The organism is Klebsiella sp. A-Nf5 (assembly GCF_002810545.1).
Classification (GTDB): domain Bacteria; phylum Pseudomonadota; class Gammaproteobacteria; order Enterobacterales; family Enterobacteriaceae; genus Klebsiella; species Klebsiella variicola.
Window position 1 is genome coordinate 13,117 of the sequence record NZ_PIOG01000159.1, and the last position, 12,894, is coordinate 26,010.

General features: G+C 54.4%; 12 protein-coding genes. 6 read left to right on the forward strand and 6 right to left on the reverse strand.

Translation table 11 applies throughout. The features are described from left to right. Positions 1-7 precede the first annotated feature (7 nt). Complete coding sequence (gene ppiC, locus CWM53_RS16540) at positions 8-289, reverse strand: peptidylprolyl isomerase PpiC (RefSeq protein WP_008807974.1); 282 nt, start codon at positions 287-289, stop codon at positions 8-10. A 112-nt stretch (positions 290-401) separates the two neighbouring features. Here ppiC and rep point away from each other — a divergent pair, with 112 nt between their 5' ends. After that, complete coding sequence (rep, locus tag CWM53_RS16545) at positions 402-2,423, forward strand: DNA helicase Rep (RefSeq protein ID WP_012543251.1); 2,022 nt, start codon at positions 402-404, stop codon at positions 2,421-2,423. Between the two features lie 4 nt (positions 2,424-2,427). Here rep and CWM53_RS16550 read toward each other — a convergent pair whose 3' ends face one another. The 5 genes from CWM53_RS16550 to rhlB all read right to left on the reverse strand — a co-directional run bounded on the left by CWM53_RS16550 (position 2,428) and on the right by rhlB (position 8,181). Next, complete coding sequence (locus tag CWM53_RS16550; protein ID WP_074387426.1) at positions 2,428-3,150, reverse strand: DUF554 domain-containing protein; 723 nt, start codon at positions 3,148-3,150, stop codon at positions 2,428-2,430. A gap of 63 nt (positions 3,151-3,213) precedes the next feature. After that, positions 3,214-4,212 (reverse strand): amidohydrolase family protein, encoded by a 999-nt coding sequence (locus CWM53_RS16555; RefSeq protein ID WP_074387421.1) that lies wholly within the window; start codon positions 4,210-4,212, stop codon positions 3,214-3,216. A 130-nt stretch (positions 4,213-4,342) separates the two neighbouring features. Further along, positions 4,343-5,269 carry a LysR family transcriptional regulator gene (locus CWM53_RS16560; RefSeq protein ID WP_074387420.1) on the reverse strand — a complete coding sequence of 309 codons (927 nt, stop codon included), beginning with the start codon at positions 5,267-5,269 and terminating at the stop codon, positions 4,343-4,345. Positions 5,270-5,288: 19 nt separating this feature from the next. Next, positions 5,289-6,797, reverse strand: coding sequence for a guanosine-5'-triphosphate,3'-diphosphate diphosphatase (gene gppA / locus CWM53_RS16565; RefSeq protein WP_165785093.1), 1,509 nt, complete (start codon positions 6,795-6,797; stop codon positions 5,289-5,291). 118 nt (positions 6,798-6,915) lie between these two features. Then, positions 6,916-8,181, reverse strand: coding sequence for an ATP-dependent RNA helicase RhlB (rhlB, locus tag CWM53_RS16575; protein ID WP_074387418.1), 1,266 nt, complete (start codon positions 8,179-8,181; stop codon positions 6,916-6,918). A 342-nt stretch (positions 8,182-8,523) separates the two neighbouring features. On the opposite strand from rhlB, the gene trxA reads away from it, so the two are divergent. The 5 genes from trxA (at position 8,524) to wzzE (ending at position 12,849) form a co-directional block, all read left to right on the forward strand. Beyond that, positions 8,524-8,853 (forward strand): thioredoxin TrxA, encoded by a 330-nt coding sequence (gene trxA, locus CWM53_RS16580; protein WP_002883224.1) that lies wholly within the window; start codon positions 8,524-8,526, stop codon positions 8,851-8,853. Between the two features lie 144 nt (positions 8,854-8,997). Beyond that, the gene (locus CWM53_RS32390; RefSeq protein WP_049245627.1) at positions 8,998-9,099 is read left to right on the forward strand and encodes a rho operon leader peptide; all 102 of its coding nucleotides are present in this window, start codon (positions 8,998-9,000) and stop codon (positions 9,097-9,099) included. 86 nt (positions 9,100-9,185) lie between these two features. Further along, positions 9,186-10,445, forward strand: a complete 1,260-nt coding sequence (gene rho, locus CWM53_RS16590) for a transcription termination factor Rho (RefSeq protein ID WP_002883293.1) — start codon at positions 9,186-9,188, stop codon at positions 10,443-10,445. 240 nt (positions 10,446-10,685) lie between these two features. Further along, entirely contained in the window at positions 10,686-11,789 is a 1,104-nt protein-coding gene (gene wecA, locus CWM53_RS16595; protein WP_061156207.1) for a UDP-N-acetylglucosamine--undecaprenyl-phosphate N-acetylglucosaminephosphotransferase, read from the forward strand. A 13-nt stretch (positions 11,790-11,802) separates the two neighbouring features. Next, positions 11,803-12,849 (forward strand): ECA polysaccharide chain length modulation protein, encoded by a 1,047-nt coding sequence (gene wzzE / locus CWM53_RS16600; RefSeq protein ID WP_061156206.1) that lies wholly within the window; start codon positions 11,803-11,805, stop codon positions 12,847-12,849. Positions 12,850-12,894 lie beyond the last annotated feature (45 nt).

The window sequence follows — 12,894 nt, forward strand, 5'->3', positions numbered from 1 at the left end:
GCACGCGCTAGCGGCGATACAGCACCTTGATGATATGGTAGCCGAATTTGGTTTTCACCGGGCCATAGGGTTTAAGCAGCGGACAGCTGAAGACGGCTTGATCAAACGGGCCGACCATCGTCCCCTGCGGGAATTCGCCTAAATCACCGCCATGACGTCCGGACGGACACTTTGAGTAACGCTTCGCCAGATGATCGAAGCTGATGCCTCGTTCCAGTTTGGCGAGGATCTCATGCGCCAGTTTTTCTTCTTTGACCAGAATATGCAGGGCCGCTGCGCTTTTTGCCATTACCAGATCCTCAGGATGAATTGCGTGGCTGACACTTTACCATCAGCCGGTAAATCTCGGCCTCGCTTTCTGCTACAATCCACACCCCGTTCGAAGATTGAGCAATATTCCCATGCGTTTAAACCCTGGCCAACAACAAGCCGTCGAATTCGTTACCGGACCGTGCCTGGTGCTGGCGGGCGCCGGTTCCGGTAAGACCCGCGTTATTACGAATAAAATCGCCCACCTGATCCGCGGCTGCGGTTATCAGGCGCGCCATATCGCGGCCGTCACCTTCACCAACAAGGCCGCGCGCGAAATGAAAGAGCGCGTCGGGCAAACGCTGGGGCGCAAAGAGGCGCGCGGGCTGATGATCTCCACCTTCCACACCCTGGGCCTGGATATCATCAAACGTGAATACGCCGCGCTGGGAATGAAATCTAACTTTTCCTTGTTCGATGATACTGACCAGGTCGCGCTGCTGAAAGAGCTCACCGAAGGGTTGATCGAAGATGACAAAGTGGTGTTGCAGCAGCTGATCTCGACGATCTCCAACTGGAAAAACGATCTGAAAACCCCGGCGCAGGCGGCGGCTGGCGCGAAAGGCGAACGGGACCGCATCTTCGCGCACTGCTATGGGCTGTACGATGCCCATATGAAGGCCTGCAACGTCCTCGATTTTGACGATCTGATCCTGTTGCCGACGCTGCTGCTGCAGCGTAATGAAGAGGTGCGCGAACGCTGGCAGAACAAGATCCGTTACCTGCTGGTGGATGAGTATCAGGATACCAACACCAGCCAGTATGAACTGGTGAAGCTACTGGTGGGACAGCGCGCGCGTTTTACCGTGGTGGGTGACGATGACCAGTCGATCTACTCGTGGCGCGGCGCGCGACCGCAGAACCTGGTGCTGCTCAGCCAGGATTTCCCGGCGCTGCAGGTGATCAAGCTTGAACAGAACTACCGCTCCTCCGGGCGTATTCTGAAAGCCGCTAACATTTTGATCGCTAATAATCCGCACGTCTTTGAAAAGCGGCTGTTTTCAGAACTTGGCTACGGTACTGAGCTGAAAGTACTCTCCGCCAACAATGAAGATCATGAAGCAGAGCGCGTGGCCGGGGAACTGATCGCCCACCACTTTATTAATAAAACTAACTACAAAGACTACGCGATCCTTTACCGCGGCAACCACCAGTCGCGGGTCTTTGAAAAGATGCTGATGCAGAACCGCATTCCATACAAAATCTCCGGCGGCACCTCGTTCTTCTCACGTCCGGAAATTAAAGACCTGCTGGCCTATCTGCGCGTACTGACCAATCCGGATGACGACAGCGCCTTCCTGCGCATCGTTAATACGCCGAAGCGCGAGATTGGTCCGGCGACATTGCAAAAGCTGGGTGAGTGGGCGATGAGCCGCAATAAAGGCTTATTCACCGCCAGCTTTGACATGGGGTTAAGCCAGACGCTGACCGGGCGCGGCTACGAATCCCTCACGCGCTTTACCCACTGGCTGCGGGAAATTCAGCAGCTGACCGAACGCGAGCCCGTTGCCGCCGTGCGCGATTTGATTCGCGGGATCGACTACGAATCCTGGCTGTATGAAACCTCGCCCAGCCCGAAAGCCGCGGAAATGCGAATGAAAAACGTCAACCAGCTGTTTACCTGGATGACCGAGATGCTGGAAGGCAGCGAAATCGATGAGCCGATGACCCTAACGCAGGTGGTCACCCGCTTTACCCTGCGCGACATGATGGAGCGCGGCGAATCGGATGAAGAGCTCGATCAGGTGCAGCTGATGACCCTCCATGCCTCAAAAGGGCTGGAGTTCCCGTATGTTTACCTGGTGGGAATGGAAGAGGGATTGCTGCCGCACCAGAGCAGCATCGATGAAGATAACGTCGATGAAGAGCGCCGGTTAGCCTACGTCGGCATCACCCGTGCGCAAAAAGAGCTGACCTTTACGTTGTGCAAGGAACGCCGGCAGTATGGTGAGCTGGTGCGCCCGGAGCCAAGCCGTTTCCTGCTCGAGCTCCCGCAGGACGATCTGATATGGGAGCAGGAGCGAAAAGTCATCTCTGCGGAAGAACGTATGCATAAAGGCCAGGCCAACGTCGCGAATATTAAAGCGATGCTGGCGAAGGCGAAAAAAGGCTAACGCCTCAGGCAACAAACTGCTGCCAGGCGGCGGAGAAGGGCATTACCAGCAGCAGTGAGGGCAGCATGTTGGCGGTGGGGAAATGGCGAATACCACAAAGCCGAAAACCGGTCGCCAGCATAATGATGCCGCCGCAGGCAGTGAAATCAGCGATCATCGATGGGTTTATCAACGTCATAATAAACGTGGCGGCGAAGAACAGAATCACGAAGATGATCAGCTGAGGAATAAAAATCGTAGTGATGATGTAGCCTAGCGTGGAAGCAAAAATGGCGGCGGTGAAAAAGTCGAGTATCGACTTGGTCAGCAGAATGGTCGGGTCGCCGGTCATCCCTTCGGTTAGGGCGCCAAAAATACCGGTACCGCTGGCGCAGAACAGGATCAGCACCGCGATAAACTGGTTCATAAAGTCCTCGGCTTCTACGCCTGCGTTGTTTTGAGCTGGAAAAATACGCTCGATGGGCGTGCGCAGTTTGGTGCCCGCCCGCTCAATCCACTTCTCAATATCCAGCAGGCCGCCAATAATCGTGCCGACAATAATGGCCAGGGCAATGGGTGGCAGATTATGCAATTTATTGACAAAGTGGATGCCCATGCTGATGGAGATCAGACCGGCAATTAGCGGCAAGGTTTTCTTGAAGTGTTCCGGAATAAAGCGATTCAGCGAGGCGCCAGCCAGCGCACCGACGAGAAGCGAGCCGCTACAGACAAATATACCTATTGCCATCATTTATTCTCCCTAATAAAAATCAGGGCCTGAATATTCAGGCCCTGAAGTCTGTCTTTAATATTACTTAATGTTAAAGACGCGGCTGGCATTGCCCCAGGCAATTTTATCTTTCAGCTCCGACTCCATTTCTAACGGATCAAACCAGTCACAGGCCTGATGAATATCTTCATATGGATAATCGACGGAGAACATCACGCGATCCGCGCCCATCACTTCAATGGCATTATTCAGCGAGTGAGTATTAAAATGACCGCTGGTGGTGACGATGAAATTATTCTGCAGGTAGTGCATTAACGGTTTTTCCGCTTTACCCAGACCGCAGCCGAAACGCTGACGATAGAGGCGGTGCTGAGTACGCGGCAGCATATGAACCAGCCCTTCGCCGAGGTGGCCCAGCACCAGATTGAGATTAGGATAACGATCGAACAAACCACTCATCATCAGACGGATAGCATGAACAGCCGTTTCCTGCGCAAAGCCCCACGCGGAGCCGATCAGGCTTTCGTAACCGGTGTAGATACCGCGCGCTGGCCCTTCCAGCGGTTCGCGAGGATGCAGGTACACCGGTACGTTCAACTCGTTGACCTTATCCCAGAACACCAGCATCGATTCGTCATCAAGATACAGGCCGTGTTCGCTATCTTTGACGTTGGTATAGCCGTTAATCAGCGCGCCTTTCATGCCCAGTTTTTTTACCGCACGCTCCAGTTCTTCCGCCGCCGCTTCCGGGTTTTGCAAGGCCAGGGTGGCGAAAGCGCTAAATTTATCCGGATTTGGCTTCACATAATTCTCAACGATAAAATCGTTAGTATCACGAGCAAAAGAAACGGCTTTGGCTTTGTCTAAAATAGATTGCGCGCCAGGTGAAGTTAGAGAAAGAATGACATGGTCAATATGACGCTGCGCCATTTCTTCCAGCTGAATGCTGCGATCCAGCAGGCGGCGCTCAACGTCTTTCATATATTCTGTACCGTTACGGCCGGCTTCACCGGTTGAATCCCACAGACGGTTATTTTCAGGAGTGGAGACGTGTTCTTCTAAAGCGATTTTTCCGCGCATGATATATTCCTTGCGATATTTGTCAGTATGGCTTGATGCAAGGAGAATAAAAGCTTTCACGTATTGCCAGCAATAAACCAAACGTAATAGGGATTATCAGTAAAACTAATACAGCGGTATATTTCGCGGTTTAGATCATAATAGATCCGCTCTGCTGAGCGGGATCGGCAAGCGTGGCGATCAGCGTGCGTAGCCAGATATGCCCGGGATCGCGGTGCAGCCGCTGATGCCAGACCTGACGGATGGCGATCCCCGCAAGGGGAAAAGGCAGCGGCCAGCTGCGGCAGGGATAGCGTCGGGTGATATGCCGCGCCACCTGTTCCGGGACGACGGCAATCATGTCGCTTTCGGCCACCAGCTCGCCGGTACCTAAAAAGCTCGGTAGCGTGAGCGCGATCCGCCGGGGCATACTGTGCTCATCAAGCCGCTTATCCATATCGCCGTGGGCAGTACCCACTACGCGGATCGCCAGATGTTTTTCCTGCCGCCAGTCTTCGGCACGGAGCTGGGTTCGAATGCGCGGGTGATTTTCCGCCGCCAGACAGACATACGATTGATCGAAGAGATGCTGCTGGTAGACGCTATCCGGAAGCTGCGTCAGATAGCCTATCGCGAGATCACACTTCCCGGATTCGAGAGCGCTGAGCGTCTGCTCATCCAGATTCTGCACTGTAAAAGTGATCCCATCCGCTGACTGCTGCTGGAGCGCAATTTGCAGCAAAGGCAACAGCGTCATTTGACTGATATCGGTCATACCGATCGTAAAGTTTCGCTGGCTCTGCTGGGGAAGAAACTCAGGTTTGATGGACAAATCGTTATCGGCAAGCTGGAGAAGGGTAAATATAGTCGGGGCGATCGCGTCCGCTCGCGGCGTCGGTATCATCCGCTGTCCTACCCGGACAAACAGCGGGTCAGCAAAATGGTCACGCAGTTTTTTTAGCAGCAGACTACCCGTGGGCTGGCTGATATTCAGCGCGTCTGCCGCCGGCGAAACATTGCCTAACCGGTAGAGTGCGGAGAAAAAGCGTAGCGATTTGAAATCCAGTTCTTCCCGCATCCGCCCTCCTGGCTGGATATTATCTTGGCGTATCGCCGCTGGTGACCCGTAGCGTCCAGTGGACGTAGCTTTGCCACAGACACTCCTGATCGACCATTTCCCGGCCCAGCGGATGTTCAGCCAGCCAATTTTCCGGCAGCGTCAGCGTCAACTGGTCGTCGTGAGCGGCTAACTGAATCGCCGGCAACAAATCGTCGCGCCGTCGGCTGGCAAACAGGATCGCCAGTCGCAGCAGGCGACACAAATGTTCGGCCACACGCGGCGGGACCGCGTTTTGCTGATGAAGTGAAGACAGGTCGATGGCGTTGGTCTGATTCAGCAGCAGCGTAGCAATCAACTTCTTCTGCGCCGGGGTAAAGCCGGGCAGGTCGAGGTTATTGACCAGATAGGCTGCGTGCTGCGGCGCGCGCTTGAAATCCACACTCAGCCCAATTTCATGCAGCGAGCAGGCGCTGAGGAGTAAATCGCGGCTCAGCGGATCCAGCTCCCAGCTGCCACCCAGCTGACTGAGCAGATGGCTGGCCAGACTGGCGACACGCTGGGCCTGCTCGGTGTCGATCATAAAACGGCGCTGAATATTGCGCAGGGTGCGGCTGCGAATGTCCTGTTCGACAGAGAGATGTAGCATGCCGTACACCAGACCTTCACGTAACGCGCCGCCCGCCAGGGTCATACACTGAATATTCAGTTCGCTGAAGATGGCGATAAGGATCGCGAGTCCGCTCGGAAACACCAGCGCCCGCTCAAGGGTTAAGCCTTCGATCTCCAGCTCTTCAAGGCGTCCGCACTGGATAGCGCGCTGTTTAAGCTGCTGGAGTTTGGCGAGGGTGATTCGTTCATCCATCCCCTGCGCCATCATAATTTCCTGTAGAGCCTGCACGGTACCGGAGGCGCCGACGCACACTTTCCATCCGTGATAACGCAGCACATCGGCGACCGGCAATAACACCTCACGCGCGGCCGCTTCGGCGAGATCGAAATTCTCTTTCGTCAGGCTACGGTCGGCGAAATAGCGTTCAAGCCAGGTTACACAGCCCATCGAGAGGCTGAACAGCGAGGTCGTTTGCGCGCCGGTGCCAGTCACCAGCTCGGTGCTGGCACCGCCGATATCGACTACCAGACGCTGATCGGCGCCGCCGGTGGTGTGGGCGACACCCTGGTAAATCAGACGCGCTTCTTCTTCGCCACTGATTACCTGCACTGGCGTGCCGAGGATCTCCTGTGCTTTCGCCAGAAACTCCCCCGCATTGACGGCAAGACGCAGCGTGGCGGTGGCCACGACGCGGATTTGCGTCGGCGGAATATCCTGCAGGCGTTCGGCAAACAGGCGTAAGCACTGCCAGCCGCGCTCCATCGCTTCTGCGGAGAGCGTGTTATCACTATTCAGACCGGCGGCCAGACGAACCTTACGCTTAATACGGCTCAGCGTCTGGATGCTGCCCGCCACCTCGCGCACCACCAACATATGGAAACTGTTGGAGCCCAAATCAATGGCGGCATATAGCGAGGTGGAGCTCATACTCTTCATCGTTCAGAATGCTCCCTGGTCGGCGGGGCACTTGTGCCCGATCCACATCACTGAGCAGGTTGCCAGGGGAAGGTTGCCCTGGCCGATTCTGAATGATTGAGCGTATGACATAGATTTCTTAACCTGAACGACGACGATTGCGCGGTGGGCCGTTGCGGCGTGGGCCGTTGCCTGGGCGCGCACGGGTCAGGCGCAGCGGCTTAGGCAGGTCGGTCATCAGCGCGTCCGGGTTGTACTTACTGACCGGAATCGAGTGACCAATATAGGTTTCGATAGCCGGCAGATTCAGCGCATACTCTTCACAGGCGAGGCTGATGGAGTTGCCGCTGGCGCCTGCGCGCCCGGTACGACCGATGCGGTGAACGTAATCTTCGCAGTCATCCGGTAGATCGTAGTTAAAGACGTGGGTCACGGCCGGAATATGTAAGCCGCGAGCAGCAACGTCAGTTGCGACCAGAATATCGAGATCGCCACGAGTAAATTCGTCGAGAATACGCAGGCGTTTTTTCTGCGCTACGTCGCCGGTCAGCAGACCTACGCGATGACCGTCAGCGGCGAGATGACCCCAGATATCTTCACAACGGTGCTTGGTGTTGGCGAAGATGATGGCGCGATCGGGCCACTCTTCTTCCAGAAGCGTCTGCAGCAGGCGCATTTTTTCTTCGTTGGAAGGGTAGAACAACTCTTCTTTAATACGGTGGCCCGTTTTCTGTTCCGGCTCCACTTCGACATATTCGGCGTTGTTCATCTGCTCGAACGCCAGTTCGCGAACGCGATAAGAAAGGGTCGCGGAGAACAGCATGTTCAGGCGCTGCGTCGCCGGTGGCATACGACGGAACAGCCAGCGGATATCTTTAATAAAGCCGAGATCGTACATGCGATCGGCTTCGTCCAGCACGACGACCTGAATGGCGCTGAGGTTAATGTAGTTCTGTTTCGCGTAATCGATCAGACGACCGGTGGTACCGATCAGAATATCGACACCGCTTTCCAGCACTTTCAGCTGTTTATCGTAGCCGTCGCCGCCGTAAGCCAGACCCAGCTTCAGACCCGTGGCCTGCGCCAGCGGTTCAGCATCCGCGTGGATCTGTACCGCCAGTTCACGCGTCGGCGCCATAATCAGCGCGCGCGGTTGGTTAACCTGGCGATCGGCGATAGCCGGGTGAGAGAGAAGATAATGAAACGTTGACGTCAGGAACGCCATCGTTTTACCGGTACCGGTTTGCGCCTGCCCGGCGACATCGCGGCCTTCCAGCGTCAGCGGAAGGGCGAGGGCCTGAATGGGTGTGCAATTATGAAACCCTTTCTTTTCAAGGGCTTCAATGACTGCCGGGTGCAGGGCGAAGTCGGAAAACTTCTGTTCTGTTAAATGTGTTTTGCTCATAGTGTGGTAGAATATCAGCTAACTATTGCATTAAGAAAGCGTATCCGGTGAAATAACGTCAACCTTTCGTTGGCGGTGTACGAAATTATTCAAGGTACGTCTACGGTAACTGAACGAATCCAGGATAGCTTAGACTACTAAGCGAGTCGGGAGCGATAAATCTGCAGCATGCAGTTCGCGTTCGGGTGACCCTGGCGTCAAAGGGCGGGTCCATGATGGATCGCGCCAGTTGGCAGCTCAGAGAATTGAGGTATCCTGAAGAATAGCGTGCATAACGTGGCCGCAGCACGTCGTTGATGGCTACGACACCAACACACCAGGCTTATTCCTGTGGAGTTAAATATGAGCGATAAAATTATTCACCTGACTGACGACAGTTTTGACACGGACGTACTCAAGGCTGACGGGCTGACCCTCGTCGATTTCTGGGCAGAGTGGTGTGGTCCGTGCAAAATGATCGCCCCGATTCTGGATGAGATCGCTGAAGAGTATCAGGGCAAACTGACCGTAGCTAAGCTGAACATCGACCAGAACCCGGGCACCGCGCCGAAATACGGCATTCGCGGTATCCCAACCCTGCTGCTGTTCAAAAACGGCGAAGTGGCGGCCACTAAAGTTGGCGCACTGTCCAAGGGTCAGCTGAAAGAGTTCCTCGACGCCAACCTGGCGTAAGCGAATTGCTGGTCCGGCGTCCAGATTCCTATTTTTTGCGGAACTCTGGACGCCCGGCTGGAGTCGTGCTAAGTTAATTCACAGACTTCGTTTTAAACATACCTATTGTTTGAATCTTGTTTTACCCAAAGCGTCCCGCAGACTATGCGCGTGAGGCTAATAATTCCGGGCTTATCACTCATTCCGTCTTGTCGTTTCAGTTCTGCGTTCTTTCCTGTGACCAGGCAACGTACAGACACGAGATGAAGCCGCTAACAGGCATGGATGTTCCTGCCATACCATTCACAACATTAAGTTCGAGATTTACCCCGAGTTTAAGAACCCACACCACTATGAATCTTACCGAATTAAAGAATACGCCGGTTTCTGAGCTGATTACTCTCGGCGAAAATATGGGGCTGGAAAACCTGGCTCGTATGCGTAAGCAGGATATTATTTTTGCCATCCTCAAGCAGCATTCAAAGAGTGGCGAAGATATCTTTGGCGACGGCGTACTGGAGATACTGCAGGATGGATTTGGATTCCTCCGTTCCGCAGACAGCTCCTACCTCGCCGGCCCTGACGACATCTACGTATCCCCCAGCCAAATCCGCCGTTTCAACCTCCGCACTGGTGACACCATTTCCGGTAAGATTCGTCCTCCGAAAGAGGGTGAGCGTTACTTTGCACTGTTGAAAGTTAATGAAGTTAACTACGACAAGCCGGAAAACGCGCGCAACAAGATCCTGTTCGAGAACTTAACGCCGCTGCATGCGAATTCTCGTCTGCGGATGGAGCGTGGTAACGGTTCTACCGAAGACTTAACCGCTCGCGTACTGGATCTGGCTTCACCGATTGGCCGCGGCCAGCGTGGCCTGATCGTCGCGCCGCCGAAAGCCGGTAAAACCATGCTGCTGCAGAATATCGCGCAGAGCATCGCATACAACCATCCAGACTGCGTGCTGATGGTGCTGCTGATCGACGAACGTCCGGAAGAAGTGACCGAGATGCAGCGTCTGGTGAAAGGTGAAGTGGTTGCTTCCACCTTTGACGAGCCGGCATCCCGTCACGTCCAGGTCGCAGAGATGGTTATCGAGAAAGCGAAACGTCTGGTTGAACACAAGAAAGACGTTATCATCCTGCTCGACTCCATTACCCGTCTGGCGCGTGCCTACAACACCGTGGTACCGGCTTCCGGTAAAGTCCTGACTGGTGGTGTGGACGCCAACGCCCTGCATCGTCCGAAGCGTTTCTTCGGTGCGGCACGTAACGTCGAAGAGGGCGGTAGCCTGACCATCATCGCTACGGCGCTGATCGACACCGGTTCCAAAATGGACGAAGTTATCTACGAAGAGTTTAAAGGCACCGGTAACATGGAGCTGCACCTCTCTCGTAAGATTGCCGAAAAACGCGTCTTCCCGGCTATCGATTACAACCGTTCCGGTACTCGTAAAGAAGAGCTGCTCACCACTCAGGAAGAGCTGCAGAAAATGTGGATCCTGCGCAAAATTATTCATCCGATGGGTGAGATCGACGCGATGGAATTCCTCATTAACAAGCTGGCGATGACCAAGACGAATGATGACTTCTTCGATATGATGAAGCGCTCGTAAGGTAAAAAAAGCCAAAAACGCCACGCCTTTGCGTGGCGTTTTCATTTTTGGGTTTGTATGATCCAGAGACAGAGAAAGCAGGACGAAAGTTGTCGTATAATGGCGCCGGATAGCAGGCGGAGACAGCTTTAACAGACTAAAATCTATACAATAAATTTGTAATGTTCTGCTTTTCCCCTTCTGGAGTTGGGGCATCATCGCTATACTTCCCGGATTAACTATGCTGAGAGCACATGCGTTGTGAATTTACTCACTGCTATTACTGAATTAATCAGTATTTTCTTATTCACGACCCTCTTTATTTTTGTCGCGCGGAAAGTGGCAAAAAGGATCGGGTTAGTGGATAAACCAAACTATCGCAAACGGCATCAGGGGTTGATTCCGTTGGTCGGTGGTATCTCAGTTTATGCAGGCATCTGTTTTACCTTCGCCATCGCCGATTATTATATTCCTCACGCCTCGCTGTATCTGGCCTGCGCGGGGGTATTGGTGCTGGTTGGCGCGCTTGACGATCGATTCGATATCAGCGTGAAAATTCGCGCAGTCATTCAGGCCGCGATCGCCGTGATTATGATGATGGCAGGGAATCTGCATCTGAGTAGTCTGGGTTTTATTTTTGGCTCGTGGGAGCTGGTGCTGGGGCCCTTTGGCTTCTTCCTGACCCTGTTTGCCGTGTGGGCCGCCATCAATGCGTTTAACATGGTCGACGGAATCGACGGTCTGCTCGGCGGTCTGTCATCGGTCTCCTTTGCGGCGACCGGGATCATTCTCTGGTTTGATGGTCAGTACAGCCTGGCGATGTGGTGTTTCGCGATGATCGCAGCCATTCTGCCCTATATTCTTCTCAATCTTGGCGCCCTCGGCCGCCGCTATAAAGTCTTTATGGGTGATGCCGGCAGCACGATGATTGGCTTCACCATTATCTGGATCCTGCTGGAAACTACGCAAGGTAAAACACATCCCATTAGCCCGGTTACCGCGCTGTGGATTATCGCTATCCCGTTGATGGATATGGTGGCGATTATGTATCGCCGCCTGCGCAAAGGCATGAGCCCTTTCTCTCCGGACCGTCAACATATTCATCATTTGATCATGCGCGCCGGGTTTACTTCCCGGCAGGCGTTCGTCCTGATTACCCTGGCCGCCGCTCTGTTGGCGCTGGTTGGCGTCGCGGCGGAATATACCCGCATTGTGCCGGAATGGGTGATGTTAATTCTCTTTTTGGTAGCCTTCTTCCTTTATGGCTACTGTATTAAGCGCGCCTGGAAAGTGGCGCGCCTGGTTAAGCGCATCAGACGCAGAATTCGGCGACACAGCGGCAATAATCCGAAACTAACCAAGTAAAGCTGGGGATGTGATGACTCAACCATTACCGGGAGCACAAGCAGTGAACGTTGAGAACGAGCTGGATATTCGCGGGCTGTTTCGCGCTTTATGGGCAGGAAAAGGCTGGATAGTCGGCGGCGCCGTACTCTTCGCCGCCATCGTGCTGGTATATACCTTTTTTGCTCGCCAGGAGTGGAGCGCCACGGCGATCACCGATCGGCCGACTGTCAACATGTTGGGAGGGTACTATTCCCAGCAGCAGTTCTTACGCAATCTGGACATTAAAGCCGACCTCGCCTCGGTCGATCAGCCTTCCGCCATGGATGAAGCGTATAAAGAGTTCATCATGCAGCTGGCCTCCTGGGATACCCGGCGTGATTTCTGGCTACAAACGGACTACTACAAGCAGCGTCAGTCGGGTAATGCCCGCGCGGATGCGGCGATGCTGGATGACCTGATTAACAATATCCAGTTTATGCCAGGCGATGCGGCCAAGAGCATTAACGACAGCGTCAAACTGACCGCCGAGACCGGGCAGGATGCTAATAATCTGCTGCGTCAGTATGTGGCTTTCGCCAGCCAGCGGTCAGCGGGCCATCTCAACGACGAACTCAAAGGCGCCTGGGCGGCGCGGACGGTGCAAATGAAGGCGCAGGTGAAGCGCCAGGAAGAGGTGGCCGAGGCTATCTTCAATCGCCGGACGCACAGCGTGGAGCAAGCGCTGAAGGTGGCTCAGCAGCACAATATTTCTCGTAGCGAAACGGATGTTCCTGCCGATCAGTTACCGGATTCAGAGCTATTTTTATTGGGCAGGCCGATGCTGCAGGCCAGGCTGGAAAACCTGCAGGCCGTCGGGCCGGAATATGACCTCGATTACGACCAGAACCGCGCCATGCTGAGCACGTTGAACGTTGGTCCAACGTTAGATCCGCGTTTTCAGACTTACCGGTATTTGCGTACGCCGGAAGAACCTGTAAAACGCGATAGCCCGCGCCGAGTATTTCTGATGGTGATGTGGGGGATTGTGGGTGCGCTCATCGGCGCAGGCGTGGCGTTATCGCGTCGTCGTGTCCTGTGATTGCGGCCTGTGGTGAAGGGCAGATGACCTTCATCGCCTAATCGA